General features: G+C 71.3%; 15 protein-coding genes. 7 read left to right on the top strand and 8 right to left on the bottom strand.

All coding sequences use genetic code 11. From position 1 onward, the window contains the following. Positions 1 to 87: 87 nt before the first annotated feature. The 3 genes from ACFY1L_RS29995 to ACFY1L_RS29985 all read right to left on the bottom strand — a co-directional run bounded on the left by ACFY1L_RS29995 (position 88) and on the right by ACFY1L_RS29985 (position 2,198). The gene (locus tag ACFY1L_RS29995) at positions 88 to 693 is read right to left on the bottom strand and encodes a hypothetical protein (RefSeq protein WP_388830999.1); all 606 of its coding nucleotides are present in this window, start codon (positions 691 to 693) and stop codon (positions 88 to 90) included. A 199-nt stretch (positions 694 to 892) separates the two neighbouring features. Next, positions 893 to 1,720 (bottom strand): MOSC domain-containing protein, encoded by an 828-nt coding sequence (locus ACFY1L_RS29990; RefSeq protein ID WP_388830997.1) that lies wholly within the window; start codon positions 1,718 to 1,720, stop codon positions 893 to 895. Positions 1,721 to 1,763: 43 nt separating this feature from the next. Then, the gene (locus tag ACFY1L_RS29985) at positions 1,764 to 2,198 is read right to left on the bottom strand and encodes a DUF6643 family protein (protein ID WP_388830995.1); all 435 of its coding nucleotides are present in this window, start codon (positions 2,196 to 2,198) and stop codon (positions 1,764 to 1,766) included. Positions 2,199 to 2,492: 294 nt separating this feature from the next. Between ACFY1L_RS29985 and ACFY1L_RS29980 the strand changes: the two genes are divergently transcribed. Then, positions 2,493 to 3,830 (top strand): TerD family protein, encoded by a 1,338-nt coding sequence (locus tag ACFY1L_RS29980; protein WP_388831103.1) that lies wholly within the window; start codon positions 2,493 to 2,495, stop codon positions 3,828 to 3,830. A 6-nt stretch (positions 3,831 to 3,836) separates the two neighbouring features. On the opposite strand, the gene ACFY1L_RS29975 is transcribed toward ACFY1L_RS29980, so the two are convergent. Next, positions 3,837 to 5,018: a glycosyltransferase gene (locus ACFY1L_RS29975; protein WP_388830993.1), complete on the bottom strand. Its 1,182-nt coding sequence runs from the start codon at positions 5,016 to 5,018 to the stop codon at positions 3,837 to 3,839. A 57-nt stretch (positions 5,019 to 5,075) separates the two neighbouring features. Here ACFY1L_RS29975 and ACFY1L_RS29970 point away from each other — a divergent pair, with 57 nt between their 5' ends. Both ACFY1L_RS29970 and ACFY1L_RS29965 read left to right on the top strand, forming a co-directional pair. Beyond that, the gene (locus ACFY1L_RS29970) at positions 5,076 to 5,861 is read left to right on the top strand and encodes a glutamate racemase (protein ID WP_388830991.1); all 786 of its coding nucleotides are present in this window, start codon (positions 5,076 to 5,078) and stop codon (positions 5,859 to 5,861) included. A 101-nt stretch (positions 5,862 to 5,962) separates the two neighbouring features. Continuing rightward, positions 5,963 to 6,508, top strand: coding sequence for a hypothetical protein (locus ACFY1L_RS29965; protein WP_388830989.1), 546 nt, complete (start codon positions 5,963 to 5,965; stop codon positions 6,506 to 6,508). 9 nt (positions 6,509 to 6,517) lie between these two features. On the opposite strand, the gene ACFY1L_RS29960 is transcribed toward ACFY1L_RS29965, so the two are convergent. Beyond that, the gene (locus ACFY1L_RS29960) at positions 6,518 to 7,582 is read right to left on the bottom strand and encodes an O-antigen ligase family protein (RefSeq protein WP_388830987.1); all 1,065 of its coding nucleotides are present in this window, start codon (positions 7,580 to 7,582) and stop codon (positions 6,518 to 6,520) included. A 263-nt stretch (positions 7,583 to 7,845) separates the two neighbouring features. On the opposite strand from ACFY1L_RS29960, the gene lnt reads away from it, so the two are divergent. The 4 genes from lnt to ACFY1L_RS29940 all read left to right on the top strand — a co-directional run bounded on the left by lnt (position 7,846) and on the right by ACFY1L_RS29940 (position 12,879). Continuing rightward, a complete protein-coding gene (gene lnt, locus ACFY1L_RS29955; RefSeq protein WP_388830985.1) occupies positions 7,846 to 9,456 on the top strand; it encodes an apolipoprotein N-acyltransferase in 1,611 nt (536 codons plus the stop codon). Between the two features lie 68 nt (positions 9,457 to 9,524). Next, positions 9,525 to 10,004 carry an NUDIX domain-containing protein gene (locus tag ACFY1L_RS29950; RefSeq protein WP_388830983.1) on the top strand — a complete coding sequence of 160 codons (480 nt, stop codon included), beginning with the start codon at positions 9,525 to 9,527 and terminating at the stop codon, positions 10,002 to 10,004. A 54-nt stretch (positions 10,005 to 10,058) separates the two neighbouring features. Next, a complete protein-coding gene (locus ACFY1L_RS29945) occupies positions 10,059 to 10,859 on the top strand; it encodes a 3-hydroxybutyrate dehydrogenase (protein ID WP_388830981.1) in 801 nt (266 codons plus the stop codon). Between the two features lie 76 nt (positions 10,860 to 10,935). Beyond that, complete coding sequence (locus ACFY1L_RS29940) at positions 10,936 to 12,879, top strand: helix-turn-helix domain-containing protein (RefSeq protein ID WP_388830979.1); 1,944 nt, start codon at positions 10,936 to 10,938, stop codon at positions 12,877 to 12,879. 39 nt (positions 12,880 to 12,918) lie between these two features. Here the strand turns inward: ACFY1L_RS29940 and ACFY1L_RS29935 are convergent, their stop codons facing one another. The 3 genes from ACFY1L_RS29935 to icmF form a co-directional block, all read right to left on the bottom strand. After that, the gene (locus tag ACFY1L_RS29935) at positions 12,919 to 14,304 is read right to left on the bottom strand and encodes an MFS transporter (RefSeq protein WP_388830977.1); all 1,386 of its coding nucleotides are present in this window, start codon (positions 14,302 to 14,304) and stop codon (positions 12,919 to 12,921) included. A gap of 139 nt (positions 14,305 to 14,443) precedes the next feature. Further along, a complete protein-coding gene (locus ACFY1L_RS29930; protein ID WP_388830975.1) occupies positions 14,444 to 15,304 on the bottom strand; it encodes a 3-hydroxybutyryl-CoA dehydrogenase in 861 nt (286 codons plus the stop codon). Positions 15,305 to 15,333: 29 nt separating this feature from the next. Then, entirely contained in the window at positions 15,334 to 18,564 is a 3,231-nt protein-coding gene (gene icmF / locus ACFY1L_RS29925) for a fused isobutyryl-CoA mutase/GTPase IcmF (protein WP_388830973.1), read from the bottom strand. Positions 18,565 to 18,567 lie beyond the last annotated feature (3 nt).

The raw sequence follows: 18,567 nt of genomic DNA, 5'->3' as shown, positions 1-18,567 counted from the left end.
AGTACGCGGGTTTGTGCTGCCGAAGAACCTCGGCCGGTCCACCGTAGCGTGCGCGCGGGTGGTGGGTTGACCAGAGCCGGAAGGCCGTCAGCTGCCGGTGCCGGTCCTGCCCCAGTCCGGGCCCGCCCGGTCCCAGGCCTGGTCCCAACGGGCGTACCGGCGACGGACCATGCGCCACAGGATCAGCCGCCGTCCGCCCTCGACGGCGCCCGCGGTGAGCATGGCGGCACCGAACCCGGCGAGCACCGCGTGCGTCGTCGCCGTCGCGGGGTCCAGCGGCTGGGCCACGATGCTGCCGTGGGCGTCCGTCCATATCTTGAAGTGGTCCCCGTGGTGGGGGGACTTGAGGCCGGCAAGCGCCGTGCCGTGGTGGCCGGTGCCGTCCGGTGCGGTCCAGTCGGCGACGACCCGGCTGCGCAGGTCCCGCGACGTGGACGTTTCTGGATCCGTGTCCAGCGGGGAGCGGTCCAGCTTGCGCACCACGGTGGCGGTCACCAGATGGCGGGAGGCGTGCTGGTCGCGGACCGACTGCTGCAGGGCGTCCTGCGCGATGCCGCCGACGAGGGAACCGATCACGGGCGCGACGACCAGGATCAGCAGCAGCGCCACCAGGGCCAGCCAGGCCTCGACCAGATCGCTCGTGCGCCGCAGCGGATTGTGCCGCCAGCGCCAGAGTCCTCCGATTGCTCGCAACGTCCCGCACCCCCTTCCCGCTCCGTGATAACCCCTGCCGGAGCCGTTCACGCGCGGGCCCGGTCGAAGAGAGAGCGAAATCACCTGCGACCGGGGCCTCTCATGAACTTCTCACGAATACTCAACGCCCGGGCCCCCGGCCGGGGTTCCCGACCAGCGGATCTTGTCCGGATCCTTCTCCGAAGGCCCCGGCGGAGGTCTACTCGAGGACGGTCACTGCGTCGCCGACCCGGATCGTGCCGGGGGACACGGGCACCAGGTTCTGCCCGAAAGCCAGCTTGCCGTCGAGGCGGCGGTGGCGCCCCAGTGTGTGCAGAGGCTCCTTGCCCCGCACGGCGGTGCCCTGGTCGGTGGTGGTCACGACACAGCGCCCGCACACCTTGGCGACGCGGAAGGTGACCTCGCCGATTCTCAGGGCGGACCAGTCGTCCTCGGCCCAGGCGGTCGTGCCGGACACGACCACGTTCGGCCGGAACCGGTTCATCGGCAGCGGTCCCTCGGCCCCGTGGTTGCCCTGTGCGATCAGGGAGTTGAGGGCGTCGAGGGAGGCGGTCGTGGTGAGCAGCAGCGGGTAGCCGTCGGCGAAGGACACCGTCTCGCCGGGCCGCGCGTACTCCGGATCGACGGGCCGGCGCGTGGCCGGATCGTCCATGTGCACCAGGCGCACTTCGGCGCCGAGATAGTCGCTGCACCAGGCGTGCGCGGTCTCGTCCTCGGCGAGGACCCCCTCGACCTTGTCGCGGAAGATCTCCACCGGGACCGTGCCCACCGGCCGTGGCACCGGCACCGTCAGCGGGGTTTTGCCGGGTGCCGACAGACGCACACCGCCGCCGGGCAGGAGCTCGGCGGCGGCCAGCGCGAGGCGCGGCTGCTGACGTTGCGTGACGACCTTTCCCCCGTCGTCGATCAGCACCCAGCGCCGGTCTCCGGACAGCCCCCAGGGCTCCACGACGGCTTCCCGGGGCGCGAGACCCCGGAACGCCTTGACCGGATGGACGTGAATCGAGTGCAGCAGCGCGTTCCCCATGCAGCCATCGTGCCAGGTGGCACAGACAACCGGGGACGGCGGCTCAGTAGCCGCGGTACTGCTGCTGGTTGTTGTACGGATCCTGGTAGGGGGCCGCCGGGGCGGGCCGGGGAGCCGCGGGGCGCATCGCCTCGTAGCCCGTGCCGGACGCCATCGGCCGCTGCGGCTGCTGTTGCGGACCGGGGTACCCGCGCGGCGCGGTGGCCTGTTGCGGGATGTATGCCGCGGGCGCCTGCTGCAGCGGAGCCGGCTGCTGCGCCTGCGGGTAGCCGTAGGAGGGCTGGGACGGACCCGCCGGAAGGGCGGGCAGGGCCGACGGCAGCGCCGGCAGGTAGCTGCCCGGCGCGTCGTACGCGGCGGGGACCCGGATCGGAGCGATCTGCGGGGTGCCCCGCTCGGCGACGAGCCTGTCGTAGATCGGGGTGTCCGGGAAGGCGGAGTAGTAGCCGCCGCCGAAGGTGGAGCGGGGGGAGGTCATGGCACATAAGTTAAGCCCACGATGTGCTGGTTGGGGAGACCGATAAGAGGGTTGTTTTCTGCGTCGGCAGTGACGCGGGATCCCCAATGCGAGCGAACTTGCCAAAATAGGGCGGCGATCAGGGGGCGGATCCTGTAAATGCCGAGTTCCGGGAGGGTTACCGGCGGGTTGGACACCGGTCCGTCCGTGCTCCTCATGGGAGTTCTCTGTCGGGGGGAATAGGTTGTGCGTGTAGACAACCCGAAGGGCTGCCGGGACGCGGCACGGTGACACGTGATGGGGGCGGACATGTCAATGCCGAAAGGATCGAATACGCCGGTGCCGACTACGGCACTGCGGGTGGAATTGGGCTGGCGATCCGGACCGGGCGTACCCGACGCGGACGCCTCGGCCCTTCTGCTCGTGGGCGGCAAGGTCCGCTCCGACGGCGACTTCGTCTTCTACAACCAGCCGGTGCACTCGTCCGGCGCGGTCCGCCACGAGGGCAAGCGGGACGTCGGCGGCCGTACCGTCGACACACTTCTGGTCGACCTCGCGCGCGTGGAGCCCGCGATCGAGACCGTCGTCCTGGTCGCCTCCGCGGACGGCGGCACGTTCGGACAGGTTCCGGACCTCTACATCGAGGTCCGGGACGCGGCCCAGGGCGGCGTGGTCGCCCGCTTCGACAGCACGGGCGCGAGTGTCGAAACCGCTTTCGTCCTCGGCGAGTTCTACCGCCGCCAGGGTGCGTGGAAGTTCCGCGCCGTCGGCCAGGGCTACGACAGCGGACTCGAGGGCCTGGCCACCGACTTCGGCATCACGGTGGACGAACCACAACACACTCCACCACCCGCCGCCCCCGCACCCCCGCCGCCCACGATGACCATGCCCCCGCCCCCCGCACCGCCCGTGACCATGCCGCCACCCGTCGCACCCCCGGTGACCATGCCCCCGCCGGTCGCGCCGCCGGCCGCCGTCCAGCCGCCCCCGCCGCCGGCGCCTCCCACGCAGCCGGTGCGCCTGAGCAAGGTGACGCTGACCAAGGCCGCTCCCGCGGTCTCGCTGGCCAAGCAGGGCGGCACGTCGGGCGCCATGCGCGTGAACCTCAACTGGGAGGTGCGCAAGCAGTTCTCGGGCTGGGGCAGCAAGCGCGGCCGTGCGGTCGCCATGCACGCCGATCTCGACCTCGACCTGTGCGCCCTGTACGAACTCACCGACGGCCGCAAGGGCGTCGTCCAAGCCCTCGGCAACGCCTTCGGAGCCCTGCACCAGCCGCCGTACATCCACCTCGACGGCGACGACCGCACCGGCGCCGTCGCGAGCGGCGAGAACCTCACCGTCAACCTCGACCACAAGCAGGACTTCCGGCGGATCCTCGTCTTCGTGACCATCTACGAAGGCGCGCGGTCCTTCGCCGACCTGCACGCCACGGTCACCCTCCAGCCGCAGTACGGCGCCCAGATCGACTTCTCGCTCGACGAGTGCACGGTCCCCTCAACGGTCTGCGCCCTTGCGCTGATCACCAACACCGGCAATGACCTGGTCGTCCAGCGCGAGGCCCGCTACCTGGTACCCGAGCGTGGGGTGAGTCCCCAGCGGACCGTCGACTACGCCTACGGATGGGGCATGAACTGGACGCCCGGCAGGAAGTGAGGCGTCCTACAGCGGGTGCTCGTCCGTGACGGCGTCCGGGCGCGCGTAGGTGCGGCCCTTCCAGGCCGCACCGCGCCCCCGGTAGTGCTGCACCGCGGAATCGACCGTCATCAGGAGATAGAGGAACGCGGTGAACGGCAGCAGAGGCGCGAGCCACAGCGGCTGGCGGTAGTAGCGCAGCATCGGCGCGTACGTCCCCGTCATCACCAGCCACGCGAGCCCGCCGCCGACCGTGGCCGCCGTATCCGCACCGGCCAGCCCCCAGACCAGGGCCACGGGCGGCACCAGATAGACGAGCGCCAGCCCCAGGACCGTCCCGAGCAGCAGCAGCGGATGGTGCCGCAACTGGGCGTACGCACTGCGCGACACCATCCGCCACAGATCGTGCAGTCGCGGATACGGGCGCACGCTGTCCACTCGCTCGGCCAGCCCCAGCCAGATGTGCCCGCCGCTGCCTTTGACCGCCCGGGCGAGGGCCACGTCGTCGATGACCGCGTGCCGGATGGCGTCCGGGATCCGGGCATGCTCAGCCGTCTCGGTGCGCAGCAGCACGCAGCCGCCCGCCGCGGCTGCCGTCCGCGTCCCCTTCCTGCCGATGCGGCGGAACGGATACAGCTGCGCGAAGAAATAGACGAAGGCCGGCACGACGAGCCGCTCCCACAGGCTCTCCACCCGCAGCCGGGCCATCTGCGAGACGACGTCGAAACCGCCGGTGCGTGCCGCCGCGACCAACTCCCGCAGACTGTCGGGCGCATGCGCGATGTCGGCGTCCGTCAGCAACAGATACTCGGGCCCACGCGCGCGTGCCAGCCCGATGCCGTGCCGCACGGCCCACAGCTTGCCCGTCCAGCCGGCCGGCGGTTCACCGGGGGAGGCGACGGTCAGCGGCAGTCCGCCGTGGCTGTGTGCCAGTTCGCGGGCCAGCTCCCCGGTGCCGTCCGAGCTGCCGTCGTCGACGAGGAAGATCTCCGCCCGCCCCGGATAGTCCTGCGCGAGCAGCGAGGGCAGGCTCGCGGGCAGTACGGCGGCCTCGTCACGCGCGGGGACGACCACGCAGACCGGTGGCCAGTCGCCGGGGTCCGCGCGGCGCGGCAGTCTGATGTCCGTGCGCCAGAAGAAGCCCTGGCAGAGCAGCAGCCACAGCCATGCGGCGAGGGACAGGGCGGCAATCCACGCGATGGCGCTCACTCGCGCAGTGTGCCCCACCCGGGCGGCCCGCAGGGGCCCATCGTCTATCGTGGCCGGGTGAAGATCGCGCTCATGGACTCCGGAATCGGTCTGCTCCCCGCCGCTGCCGCAGTACGGCGCCTGCGGCCCGACGCCGATCTCGTACTCTCCTGGGACCCCGACGGGATGCCCTGGGGGCCGCGGACTCCCGAGGACATCACCCAGCGCGCTCTGGACGTGGCCGGGGCTGCCGCCGCGCACGGCCCCGACGTGTTGATCGTCGCCTGCAACACCGCGTCCGTGCACTCGCTGCCCCAGCTGCGGGCCCGCTTCGAGCCGGACCTGCCCATCATCGGCACGGTCCCGGCCATCAAGCCGGCCGCGGCGGGCGGCGGCCCGGTGGCCATCTGGGCGACGCCCGCCACCACCGGGAGCCCCTACCAGCGGAATCTGATCGCGGAGTTCGCCGACGGCGTGGCCGTCACCGAGGTGCCGTGCCCCGGCCTCGCCGACGCGGTGCACCACGCCGACGAGGCCGCGATCAAGGCCGCCATCGCCGCGGCGGCCGCGCTCACCCCGGACGACGTGTCGACCGTCGTGCTCGGCTGCACCAACTACGAGCTGGTCGCCGAGCCCATCAGGGCGGCGCTGCAGAAGCCGGGCCGTCCGCCGCTCATCCTGCACGGATCCGCGGGAGCGGTCGCCGCCCAGTCGCTGCGCAGGATCGGCGCGCAGCCGGCCCCGGAGGCCCGGGCCGACACCACGCTCACGGTGCTGCTCAGCGGACGCCAGGCCGAGCTGCCCGCGACCGCCCTCTCCTACGCGGAGGGCCGCCTTCTCCAGGCGGTCAGCCCCGCCCGCTGACCGAAGGCCACCACCCGGACCGGGCTCCGTACGGCCCGGTCGGTGCAGTCACGCTGTGCGACTCGGTACCACCGCAGCGAAACATGAGTAATCTCATTGGTATGAGGGACCACCCCCACGGCGAGAGCGCCAAGCATCCCGATGTCTGGACCGGACGCGCCACCAACCGGGTCCAGTGGCTGCTGGCGCTCGGCGGCGCGGCCTTCATGGCGCTCGGTATCGAGCTGGCCGTCGACTCCGCCTGGACGTCCGGCACCGCCCCGCTCGTCATGTCCGTCGTCGGCTGCATCGCCGCCGGACTGCTGGTCCTCTTCGGCACGCTCGCCTTCGTGCACGTCGATCTGAAGCTCGACAAGGAGTCCCTCGAGGTGCGCTGCGGCCACATCGGACTGCCGCGCCGCCGCATCCCCCTCTCGCACGTCGCCGGCGCCGAGTTCGACCCGCACGTCACGCCCCGCCACTGGGGCGGCTGGGGCTACCGCTGGCGGCCCGAGAAGGGCACCGCGGTCGTCGTACGCCGCGGCGAGGGCGTCGTTCTGCAGCTGTGGGACGGCCATACGTTCACGATCACCGTGGACAACGCCGAGACCGCCGTACGGGTCATCAGGGCCCGGCTGCGGTCGGCCGCGCCCGGCGCCACCCACTGAGCACCGGCGTCACGGCGTCAGCCGGTCGCGCGAACGCGCGCCCATCTCGGGCTGCGGTGACTCGTCCACCAGCGGCCTGGCCGTGGCCAGACCCGCCAGCAGCCCCGCGCCGACCGACACCGCGGTGAAACTCAGCGCGTTGCCGACCGCGGCGATCGCAGCCAGCGCCGTGAGGGCCGCCCCGGCGGTGAGCACCACCGGCGTGGGCCGCGTGGAGCGCCACAGCGCGTACAGCATCCAGCCGAACGACGCGGCCAGCAGCACGACCCCGACCACGCCCTGTTCCGCCGCCTGCTGCAGCAGCGCCGAATGTGGCTTGCCGTCCGAAAGCAACGTCCGGGTCGCCGTCGTGCTCAGCTCCCCGAACCTTTCCGGGCCCACGCCCAGGGCGGCGTTGTGGTGCGCCAGGTGCAGGGCGTCCTGCCACAGCTGGATCCGGTGCTCGGTGAACTGTCCTTCCAGGGAGGCGGTGAGCCCGTCCGGCAGGGCGTTGGCGGCGACCGCCCAGGTCAGGCCCGTCGCCAGGGTCGCGGCCAGCGCGAGCCCGGCGATGCCCAGGCCGCGGCGCTGCATCCGGCCGGCGGCGAGCGAGCACAGCAGTACGGCGGTGCAGGTTACGAAGCCGCTGGTCGAGCCCAAGACGGCGGCGGTCACCGTGATGCCGGCCGCCAGCGCCCCCAGGGCCAGCCGCAGGGCCGGTGCCTCGGTGGCCCAGGCGGCGCAGCACGCGGCGCCGGCGCACAGCGTCAGCAGGGCGGCGGTGGCACCTGCATGGCCGAGCGGCGCGACGGCCTGGGGCCCGGGCGCGAGATGCGGCACGGCCACCGCCAGCCCGAGTCCGGCCAGTGCCCCGGCACACGGAGCGGCCACCGGTAGCAGCGCCCCGCAGATCCGGCCCGCGGCATAGCCCGCGGCCACCGCCAGCACCGCCAGCAGCACACCCTCCGGGCGACCCTCCTGCACGGTCGCCGTGATCAGCGCCCAGGTGGCGCAGGCCCCGAGCACCACCACGCCCGCTCCGTCAGAAACGTTTCGTCTCTCGCCGTCCTCCCCAGGACCGGCCAGAGACGTCATCCCCGTGGAACCCACCCCGCCCCCCGAACCCGACCGAGGCCCCCCGACCTCGCATGACCCTCGCTGTCGAGGCCGTGACCGGCCCGACGACTGACGCTGGGCACACCGTAACTGCTGATGGGCGTTTTGTGGATGAGTTGGACCGAGTTACGCAGGAACGCTGCGGCGACTGCGGCGACTGCGGCGACTGCTGCGGGCTGCGCCCCGTGCTGCCATGCGGACCGCGCTGTCCGCGTCAAGGTCACCCGCCGTACACTCCCGGAGTGACCGTCACCGCAACCTCCGTGGACGAGTCGGACCAGTTGCAGCCGCAGGTCGCGCCCGCATCGCGCGCGGCGCGCCTCGTGCGCCTGGTACCGGCCCTCGCCGCGGCGCTCTCCGGAGTGCTGCTCTACGTCAGTTTCCCGCCGCGCACCCTGTGGTGGCTGGCCCTGCCGGCCTTCGCCGGCTTCGGCTGGGTGTTGCGCGGGCGCAGCTGGAAGGCGGGCCTCGGCCTCGGCTACCTCTTCGGCCTTGGCTTCCTGCTGCCGCTGCTGGTGTGGACCGGCGTGGAGGTCGGCTCCGGACCCTGGCTCGCCCTGGTGGCGATCGAGGCGATCTTCATCGCGCTGGTCGGCGCGGGCGTCGCCGCAGTGTCGAAGCTGCCCGCCTGGCCGGTATGGGCGGCCGCGGTGTGGATCGCGGGCGAGGCGGCACGCGCGCGTGTGCCGTTCCACGGCTTCCCCTGGGGCAAGGTCGCCTTCGGCCAGGCCGACGGCGTCTTCCTGCCGCTGGCCGCGGTGGGCGGCACCCCGGTGCTCGGCTTCGCGGTCGTCCTGTGCGGATTCGGCCTCTACGAGGTCGTACGTCTGGCCCTGGATGCGCGGCGCACCCGCGAGATACGACGATCGGCCGCGGCCGTGGCCCTGCTCAGCGTGACCGTCCCGGTGGCGGGCGCGGTGGCCGCCAATTCGCTGGTCAGCGACAAGGCGGAGGACGGCTACGCGACCGTCGCGGTCATCCAGGGCAACGTGCCCCGCTCCGGGCTGGAGTTCAACGAGCAGCGGCGCGCCGTCCTCGACTACCACGCGCGGGAGACCAAGCGCCTGGCCGCCGAGGTCAAGGCCGGCAAGACCCCCAAGCCCGACTTCGTGCTGTGGCCGGAGAACTCCTCCGACGTCGACCCCTTCGCCAACGCCGACGCGTACGCAGTCATCGACAGCGCGGCCAAGGCGATCGGCGTGCCCATCTCGGTCGGCGGTGTCGTCGAGCGGGACGGCAAGCTGTGGAACGAGCAGATCCTGTGGGACCCCAAGAAGGGCCCCACGGACACCTACGACAAGCGGCAGATCCAGCCGTTCGGCGAATACCTTCCGCTGCGTTCGCTCATCGGCGCGATCAACAGCAACTGGACCTCGATGGTCCGACAGGACTTCAGTCGGGGCACCAAGCCGGGCGTGTTCACCATGGACCACGCCAAGGTCGGCCTGGTCACCTGCTACGAGGCCGCCTTCGACTGGGCCGTGCGCTCCGAGGTCACCGACGGCGCGCAGATGATCTCCGTGCCGAGCAACAACGCGACCTTCGACCGCAGCGAGATGACCTACCAGCAGCTCGCCATGTCCCGCGTGCGCGCCGTCGAGCACAGCCGGACCGTCACCGTGCCGGTCACCAGTGGCGTCAGCGCGATCATCATGCCGGACGGGAAGATCACGCAGAAGACCGGCATGTTCGTCCCGGCTCACCTGGTGCAGAAGGTGCCGCTGCGCTCCTCCGAGACACCGGCCACCCGGCTCGGCATCCTGCCCGAGATCGCCCTGGTACTGGTCGCCGCGGGCGGGCTGGGCTGGGCGATCGGCGCCGGACTACGCGGGCGGCGCGCCGGTGACGTGTAGTCGTACGCCGGGCGTGCGACTCGGGGAGTGCGCCGGTGGGAGGGCGTGGGCGTCGTAGGGTCGGGATCATGCCAACTCCTGACTTCATCCACGAGATCCGGGCCGCCGCCGGCCACCAACTGCTCTGGCTGCCCGGCGTCAGCGCCGTCGTTTTCGACGACGAGGGCAGAGTCTTGCTGGGGCAGCGCGCGGACAACCACAAGTGGGCGTTGATCTCCGGCATCCCGGACCCGGGCGAGCAGCCCGCCGTCGCCATCGCGCGCGAGGTGGAGGAGGAGACGGGCGTCCGGGTCGCCGTCGAGCGGCTCGTCGCGGTGCGCTCCGGACGGCAGGTCACGTATCCCAACGGGGACGTGTGCCAGTTCATGGACATCTGCTTCCGCTGCCGCGCGCTCGGTGGCGAGGCCCGGGTGAACGACGACGAGTCCTTGGCCGTCGGCTGGTTCGCGCTGGACGAGCTGCCCGAGATGACCGACTACCACCACTTCCGGATCAAGCAGGCCCTGTCCGACGAACCCACGTGGTTCGAGCCCATGAGTTCTGACTGAAGTATGGGCGGTGACCATATGTGGGCGGGTGCGGGTGCTGCCTAGGGTCGTTGTATGACCCCGCCCAGCAGCGCTCCGGCCCCCCACCCCGCCTCCCTCGACCTCGGCGGCCGCACCGCCCTCGTCACCGGCGCCGCCGGTGGCATCGGCCGCGCCTGTGCGCTGCGGCTCGCGGCCGCCGGGGCCAAGGTGAGAGCGGTGGACCGGGACGCCGTGGGACTGGAGGCCCTCACCGAGCACGCCCGGGGCCTGGCCGGCACCGTCGAATCGCACGTCCTCGACCTCACCGACCTCGACGCCGCCGAGCTCGTCGCCGCGGGCACCGACGTCCTCGTCAACAACGCCGGACTGCAACTGGTGCGTCCCATCGAGGAGTTCCCGCCCGAGGTCTTCCACACCGTGCTCACCGTGATGCTGGAGGCACCGTTCCGGCTCATTCGCGGCGCCCTGCCGCACATGTACGGCCAGGGGTGGGGCCGCATCGTCAACATCTCCTCCGTCCACGGCCTGCGTGCCTCGGCCTACAAGTCGGCCTATGTGGCCGCCAAACACGGTCTGGAGGGCCTGTCCAAGACCGCTGCCCTCGAAGGCGCCCCCCACGGCGTCACCTCCAACTGTGTGAACCCCGCCTATGTGCGCACCCCCCTGGTCGAGAAGCAGCTCGCCGATCAGGCACAGGCGCACGGCATCCCCGAAGAGCACGTCCTGGCGGACGTGCTGCTGCAGGACAGCGCCGTCAAGCGGCTCATCGAACCGGAGGAGGTCGCCGAGGCCGTGGCCTATCTGTGCAGCCCGCAGGCCTCCTTCGTGACCGGCACATCGCTCGTCCTCGACGGCGGCTGGACCGCCCACTGACCAGGCCGGTACCCGTGTCACGACGAGTTGTCCACAGGGCTGACGGGGCGGCCGTGGGATGGGGAATCCTGTGAGCATGTCCCGCGATCACGTGCAGTCCGCCGAGCGCCACGACGCTGCAGCCCCTGCGCTCACCGGCGCAGAGTCGCCGTTTCTGGAGCTGCTGGCCAGGGGCGCGTCCGTCGACGCCTACGAGCAGCCGGTGCTGCTGGCCCGCGCCGAGGGACGGCCGGCCGAGACGATCGCCGCGCTCGAGCACGCCAAGCTGCTCGCCCTGCGGGTGCGCGCGGAGCTGGAGGGCCGGCGCCGGCGGGAAGCCGAGCTGTCCGCACTGTTCGAGACCGCCCACGACCTGGCGGGCCTGCGGGACCTGGACGCCGTACTGCAGGCGATCGTGCAGCGCGCCCGCTCCCTGCTCGGCACCGACGTCGCCTACCTCAGCCTGAACGACCCGGTCCGCGGCGATACCTACATGCGGGTGACCGAGGGCTCGGTCGCCGCCCGCTTCCAGCAACTGCGACTCGGTATGGGAGAGGGACTCGGCGGTCTCGTCGCCCAGACGGCCCGCCCCTATGTCACCGACGACTACTTCAAGGACGACCGCTTCCAGCACACCCACGCCATCGACGCGGGCGTGCACGACGAAGGACTGGTAGCCATCCTCGGCGTGCCCCTGATGCTGGGCCACCACGTCATCGGGGTCCTCTTCGCGGCCGACCGGCGCGCCCGGGTCTTCGAGCGGGAACAGATCGCGCTGCTCGGCTCGTTCGCCGCGCTGGCCGCGGCCGCCATCGACACCGCGAACCTGCTCACCGAGACCCGCTCGGCCCTCGCCGGCCTGGAGCGGGCCAACGAGATCATCCAGGACCGCAGCGGCGTCATCGAACGTGCCTCCGACGTCCACGACCGGCTCGCCGAACTCGTCCTGCGCGGCGGCGGAGTCCACGACGTGGCCGCCGCCGTATCCCAAGTCCTCGACCACACCGTCGAGTTCACCGAGGCCGCCGGCACGCCGACGGCGGCCCTTGAGGCGTCCCGCGCCGAAGGACACGCCGTACGGCACGAGGACGACTGGATCGCCGCCGTGGCCGCCGGCGGCGAACTGCTCGGCGCGCTCGTCCTGCGCGGCCACCCCGGCCTCGACCCCGTCGACCAGCGCACTCTGGAGCGCGCGGCGATGGTCACCTCGCTGCTCCTGCTCGCCAGACGCTCCGCCGCCGAGGCCGAACAGCGCGTCCGCGGCGAGCTCCTGGACGACCTCCTCGACGTACGTAACCGCGACTCGCGCCTGCTGCGCGAGCGGGCCTCCCGGCTGCACGCCGACCTCGACGCCACCCACGTGGTGCTCGCCGCCCGCCTGGACGGCGCCGCCGCGGATGCGGACCAGGAGGCGGCCGCCCGCCGTCGCCTGTGGTCCGCGGCCTCCCACCTCGCCGCGACCCGGCACGGCCTGGCCGCCGCGCGCGACGGCGGCACCGTCCTGCTGCTGCCGCTGGCTTCCGGCGACACCGCGACCGAGGTGGCCCGCCGCACCGCCCGCCACCTCGGCACGGCGGTGCACGAGGCAGTGACCGTCGGCGCCTCCGCCCCCGTCCAGGACCTGGCCGCCCACCCCGACGCGGTGGCCGCCGCCTACGCCGAGGGCCGCCGCTGCCTGGACGCCCTGCGTCTGCTCGGCCGCTCCGGCGACGGCGCCGCCGCCGAGGACTTCGGCTTCCTCGGCCTGCTGCTCGCCGGGGACCGGGACATCGCCGGCTTCGTCGACCGCACCATCGGCCAGGTCGTCGCCTACGACGAACGCCGGGGCACCGACCTCGTGCGCACCCTCGACGCCTACTTCACCTGCGGCATGAGCCCGGCCCGCACCAAGGACGAGCTGCACGTCCACGTCAACACCGTCGCCCAGCGCCTGGAACGCGTCGGCCGCCTCCTCGGCGACGACTGGCAGGAGCCCGCCCGCGCCCTGGAGATCCAACTCGCCCTGCGGCTGCACCGGTTGTCGGCACCCGCACAGCACTGACCCCCGCACGCGAGGCGTACGGGGGCCGGCTCCCACAGGTCACACAGTGCGCGCGTCCGCCTTCGGGGCCGTCGCACGGTCCGCCTCGCCGGACGGATCGACCTCGGCCAGGTCCCGGTGGCGCGTCTCCTTTGCCACGCCCACGGCCAGGACGGTCAGGACGGCCGCGGCGATGACGTACAGGGCGATCGGGGTGGAGCTGTCGTAGTCGGCCAGCAGCGCCGTGGCGATCAGCGGCGCCGGAGCACCCGCGGCGACCGAGGCGAACTGGGCGCCGATGGAGGCACCGGAGTAGCGCATCCGGGTCGCGAACATCTCGGAGAAGAAGGCGGCCTGGGGCGCGTACATCGCTCCGTGCAGCACCAGGCCCACGGTCACGGCGAGGATCAGGTTGCCGAAGCCGCCGGTGTCGATGAGGGAGAAGAACGGGAACATCCACAGCCCGACCCCGACCGCGCCGAGCAGATACACCGGACGGCGCCCGATACGGTCCGACAGCGCGCCCCAGGCCGGGATGACGGCGAAGTGCACGGCCGACGCGATCAGTACGGCGTTGAGGGCGGTCTGCTTGGAGACGCCCGCCGAGGTGGTCGCGTAGACGAGGATGAACGCGGTGATGACGTAGTAGCTGATGTTCTCGGCCATGCGTGCACCCATCGCGACCAGCACGTCCCGCCAGTGATGCCGCAGCACGGAGACGAGCGGCGTCTTCTCGGCGTCCGCGGTCCGGTCGGCCTTGCGGGCCTCGGCCTGAGCCAACGCCTGCTGGAAGACCGGCGATTCATCGACAGACAGACGAATCCACAAACCGACGATCACCAGCACACCCGACAGCAGGAACGGGATGCGCCAACCCCACGACCCGAAGGCGTCGTCGGACAGGACCGCGGTCAGCAGGGACAGCACGCCGGTCGCGAGCAACTGCCCCGCGGGCGCCCCGGTCTGCGGCCACGAGGCCCAGAAGCCGCGCCGCCGAGCGTCCCCGTGCTCGGACACCAGCAACACGGCCCCGCCCCACTCGCCGCCGAGCGCAAAGCCCTGGACCAGCCGCAGCGTGGTGAGCAGCACCGGAGCGGCGGATCCGACCGTCGCGTGCGTGGGCAGCAAGCCGATCGCGAACGTCGCCCCGCCCATCAGCAGCAGGCTCAGCACCAGCAGCTTCTTGCGCCCGATCCGGTCGCCGTAGTGCCCGAAGACCAGGGCGCCCAGCGGACGGGCGGCGAATCCGACGGCGTACGTCAGGAACGACAGCAGCGTGCCGACCAGCGGGTCCGAGTCCGGGAAGAACAGCTTGTTGAAGACGAGCGCGGCGGCGGAACCGTACAGGAAGAAGTCGTACCACTCGATGGTGGTGCCGATGAGGCTGGCGGCGACTATGCGCTTCAGGTTGGTCGGCGTCGGTGGAGCGGTTGCTGCGGAGGCCATGATCGCCACTTCCTCGTGTGCGGTGGGGACGGGTACGTGTCGGCACACCGTAGGAAGAGGCAGGTCAGGCGGACATGTGGTGGGACTACATAGTTCGGGGGTGGAGTGTGCGTGCGCCCCCTATGTGGCCGGCCTTTGTTCAGGCGTCGTACGTGTAGAAGCCTCGGCCGTTCTTGCGGCCGAGGTGGCCTGCGGCGACCATGCGGCGCAGTAGTGCCGGCGGGGCGTACAGCGGTTCCTTGAACTCCTCGTACATCGACTCGGCGACGGCTTGGGCGGTGTCCAGGCCGATGAGGTCGAGCAGGCGTAGCGGGCCCATGGGGTGGGCGCAGCCGAGTTCCATGCCCTGGTCGATGTCCTCGGGGCGGGCGCCGCCGGACTCCACCATCCGGACCGCGCTGAGCAGGTAGGGCACGAGGAGGGCGTTGACGACGAAGCCGGAGCGGTCGGGCGCCTGGATGGGCTGCTTGCCGAGTTGCGTGGCCAGGTCGCGGGTGCGCTGCACGGTGTCCGCGCTGGTGGTGAGGGCGGGAACGAGCTCGACCAACTTCTGTACCGGAACGGGGTTGAAGAAGTGCATGCCGATGACCTGGCCGGGACGGTCGGTGACGACGGCGAGATCCACGATGGGGATGGAGGAGGTGTTGGTGGCCAGGATCGCCGCGGGGTCTTCGACCGCCTTGTCCAGCGTGCGCAGGACGTCGGTCTTGATCTCGCGGTTCTCGGCGACGGCCTCGACGACGAACTGACGGTCGGCCAGATCGCTGAGGTCGTGGGTGAACGAGAGCCGGGCGAGGGCCTGGTCGCGCTGTTGCTCGGTGAGCTTGCCGCGCTTCACGCCTCGGTCGAGGGAGGCGGTGAGCCGGCGGCGGCCGGCCTCGAGTGCGTCGGGGGTGGCTTCGGCGACACGGACGTCGAGGCCGTTGCGGGCGGCGACTTCGGCGATGCCGGAGCCCATGAGGCCGCAGCCGACGACGCCGAGACGGGTGACGGAGTCCATGTGATGTCCCATCCGGTCAGTGGTTGTGGTCAGACGTTGCGGCGGTATTGGCCGCCGACCTCGAAGAAGGCGTCGGTGATCTGCTGCAGCGAGCAGACCCGGGCGGCATCCATGAGGACGGCGAACACGTTGCTGCCCTCCACCGCCGACTCTTTGAGGGCGGCCAGGGCGGCGTGGGCCTGCTCCTGGTGGCGGGCCTGGAAGTCCTGCACGCGCGCCAGTTGGGAGTGCTTCTCCTCCTCGGTGGCGCGGGCAAGTTCGATGACGCCGGGCTCGGCGATGTCCGCGTGGGGGATGCGGAAGGTGTTGACGCCGATGAGGGGCAGGGTGCCGTCGTGCTTGCGCTGTTCGTAGAGCATCGACTCGTCCTGGATACGGCCGCGCTGGTAGCCGGTCTCCATCGCGCCGAGCACACCGCCGCGTTCGCTGATCCGCTCGAACTCCTTCAGGACGGCCTCCTCGACCAGGTCGGTGAGTTCGTCGATGATGAACGACCCCTGCAGGGGGTTCTCGTTCATCGCCAGGCCCCACTCCCGGTTGATGATCAGCTGGATGGCCAGGGCGCGGCGGACGGACTCCTCGGTGGGGGTGGTGACGGCCTCGTCGTAGGCGTTGGTGTGCAGGCTGTTGCAGTTGTCGTAGATCGCGATGAGCGCCTGCAGGGTGGTGCGGATGTCGTTGAAGTCCATCTCCTGGGCGTGCAGGGAACGTCCGGAGGTCTGGACGTGGTACTTCAGCTTCTGGCTGCGCTCGCCCGCGCCGTACTTCTCCTTCATCGCGACGGCCCAGATACGGCGGGCCACGCGGCCGAGCACGGAGTACTCGGGGTCCATGCCGTTGGAGAAGAAGAACGACAGGTTCGGGGCGAAGTCGTCGATGTGCATGCCCCGGGCGAGATAGGCCTCGACGTAGGTGAAGCCGTTGGCGAGAGTGAAGGCGAGCTGGCTGATGGGGTTCGCGCCGGCCTCGGCGATGTGGTAGCCGGAGATGGACACCGAGTAGAAGTTGCGGACCTGCTGCTCGATGAACCACTCCTGGATGTCGGCCATCATCCGCAAGGAGAACTCGGTGGAGAACAGGCAGGTGTTCTGGCCCTGGTCCTCCTTGAGGATGTCGGCCTGCACCGTGCCGCGCACGTTCGCCAGCGCGTGCGCCCGCAGCTCGGCCGCCTCCTCGGGCGACGGGTCGCGGCCCTCGGTGGCCCGGAAGCGGTCGAGTTGCTGGTCGACGGCGGTGTTGAGGAAGAACGCCAGGATGGTCGGCGCGGGCCCGTTGATCGTCATCGACACCGACGTCGTCGGCGCGACCAGGTCGAAGCCGTCGTAGAGCGCCTTCATGTCCTCCAGCGTGGCCACCGAGACGCCGGAGGTGCCGACCTTGCCGTAGATGTCGGGGCGTTCGTCCGGGTCGCGGCCGTAGAGGGTGACCGAGTCGAAGGCGGTGGACAGGCGGGTGGCGGGCTGGCCCTCGGAGAGCAGCTTGAAGCGCCGGTTGGTACGGAACGGGTCGCCCTCGCCGGCGAACATCCGCGCAGGGTCCTCACCGTCACGCTTGAAGGGGAACACCCCGGCGGTGAACGGGAACTGGCCGGGCAGGTTCTCCCCGCGCCAGAACCGCACCAGCTCGCCGTGGTCGGTGAAGCGGGGCAGGGCGACGCGGGGGATGCTGTTGCCGGACAGCGACTCGCGGGTCAGCTTGGTGCGGATCTCCTTGTCGCGGATCTTCACGACCTGCTCGTCGCCGGAGTAGGCGGCGATGACGGCGGGCCAGTTCTCGATCTGCTCGCTGATGCCGTGCGGGAGCCGCTTGCGGGCCTCGTCGAGCAGCGACTGCACGTTCTCGGCGTCGGAGCCGGCCTCGACGAGCTCGCCCCGGACCGCGTCCAGGCGCTGCACCCGCCGTGCCGCCTCGGCCAGTTGGGCGGTCTCGCCGTGGTAGCCGCGGACGATGTCGGTGATCTCGGCGAGGTAGCGCACCCGGTCCGCGGGAACCACCTGCCGGATGCCGGAGGAGTGGCGAATGCCGACCGGCGCCAACGCGCCCTCCGACAGCGGCAGTCCCTTCTCGGCCAGGGCGGCCTTCAGGTGCTGGTGCAGTGCGGTGACGCCGTCGTCGTTGAACGTGGCCGCCGAGGTGCCGTACACCGGCATGTCCTCGGGCCGCATCCCGAACGCCTCGCGGTTGCGGACGAGTTGGCGGCCCACGTCGCGCAGTGCGTCCTTGGCACCGCGCCGCTCGAACTTGTTGATCGCCACCACGTCGGCGAAGTCGAGCATGTCGATCTTCTCGAGCTGCGAGGCGGCGCCGAACTCCGGCGTCATCACATACATCGAGGTGTCGACGAACGGCACGATCGCCGCGTCTCCCTGGCCGATGCCCGGTGTCTCCACGATCACCAGGTCGAAGCCGGCGGCCTTGACGACGTCGATCACGTCGGACAGATGCTCGGGCAGCTCGCGGCTGCCGCGGGTGGCCAGGCTGCGGAAGAAGACCCGGCTGCCGTCCAGGGAGTTCATCCGGATCCGGTCACCGAGCAGGGCGCCACCGCCGCGGCGACGGGTCGGGTCGACCGCGATCACCGCGATCCGCAGCTTGTCCTGCTGGTCGACCCGGAACCGGCGCACCAACTCGTCGGTCAGCGACGACTTCCCCGAACCACCGGTGCCGGTGATGCCGAGCACCGGAACCGACCCGGCGGCAGCCGTGGCACGCAGTTGTGCGAGGAACTCCGGGGGCAGTTTGCCGAGTTCCGCACCGGTGATGGCACGGGCGATCGCGAACCGGTCACCGGCCAGTACGGCGGCCGCGTCGGCCGGCTTGCCGTCCCAGAGGTCGAAGTCGCAGTCCCGCACCACCGAGTTGACCATCCCGGCCAGGCCCATTCGCTGGCCGTCCTCCGGGGAGAAGATGGTCACCCCGCTGTTGCGCAGCCGGGCTATCTCGTCGGGCACGATGACGCCCCCTCCGCCGCCCACCACGCGGATGTGGTCGGCGCCCTGCGCACGCAGCGACTCGACCAGGTACTCGAAGTACTCGACGTGCCCGCCCTGGTAGGAGGAGACGGCCACGCCGTGTGCGTCCTCCTCCAGCGCGGCGTCCACGACCTCCCGCACCGAGCGGTTGTGCCCCAGGTGGATCACCTCCGCCCCCTGGGACTGGAAGATCCGCCGCATGATGTTGATCGACGCGTCGTGCCCGTCGAACAGAGCTGAAGCGGTGACCAGGCGAACAGGGTGCACGGGCCGGTGCAGATCGCTCATGAG

The sequence above is a fragment of the Streptomyces sp. NPDC001663 genome (genome assembly GCF_042893105.1).
In the GTDB taxonomy this organism is placed as follows: domain Bacteria; phylum Actinomycetota; class Actinomycetes; order Streptomycetales; family Streptomycetaceae; genus Streptomyces.
Note: the sequence above shows the minus strand (reverse complement) of the source record. Positions and strands in the feature narration are given on the sequence as shown.

What these genes read in the sequence shown, in the direction of transcription:
- ACFY1L_RS29965 (WP_388830989.1), top strand. Translation starts at nt 5,963, where the DNA reads ATGAGGGACCACCCCCACGGCGAGAGCGCCAAGCATCCCGATGTCTGG.
- ACFY1L_RS29930 (WP_388830975.1), bottom strand. Translation starts at nt 15,304, where the DNA reads ATGGACTCCGTCACCCGTCTCGGCGTCGTCGGCTGCGGCCTCATGGGC.
- ACFY1L_RS29935 (WP_388830977.1), bottom strand. Translation starts at nt 14,304, where the DNA reads ATGGCCTCCGCAGCAACCGCTCCACCGACGCCGACCAACCTGAAGCGC.
- ACFY1L_RS29945 (WP_388830981.1), top strand. Translation starts at nt 10,059, where the DNA reads ATGACCCCGCCCAGCAGCGCTCCGGCCCCCCACCCCGCCTCCCTCGAC.
- ACFY1L_RS29950 (WP_388830983.1), top strand. Translation starts at nt 9,525, where the DNA reads ATGCCAACTCCTGACTTCATCCACGAGATCCGGGCCGCCGCCGGCCAC.
- icmF (WP_388830973.1), bottom strand. Translation starts at nt 18,564, where the DNA reads ATGAGCGATCTGCACCGGCCCGTGCACCCTGTTCGCCTGGTCACCGCT.
- ACFY1L_RS29990 (WP_388830997.1), bottom strand. Translation starts at nt 1,720, where the DNA reads ATGGGGAACGCGCTGCTGCACTCGATTCACGTCCATCCGGTCAAGGCG.
- ACFY1L_RS29940 (WP_388830979.1), top strand. Translation starts at nt 10,936, where the DNA reads ATGTCCCGCGATCACGTGCAGTCCGCCGAGCGCCACGACGCTGCAGCC.
- ACFY1L_RS29980 (WP_388831103.1), top strand. Translation starts at nt 2,493, where the DNA reads ATGCCGAAAGGATCGAATACGCCGGTGCCGACTACGGCACTGCGGGTG.
- ACFY1L_RS29960 (WP_388830987.1), bottom strand. Translation starts at nt 7,582, where the DNA reads ATGACGTCTCTGGCCGGTCCTGGGGAGGACGGCGAGAGACGAAACGTT.
- ACFY1L_RS29985 (WP_388830995.1), bottom strand. Translation starts at nt 2,198, where the DNA reads ATGACCTCCCCCCGCTCCACCTTCGGCGGCGGCTACTACTCCGCCTTC.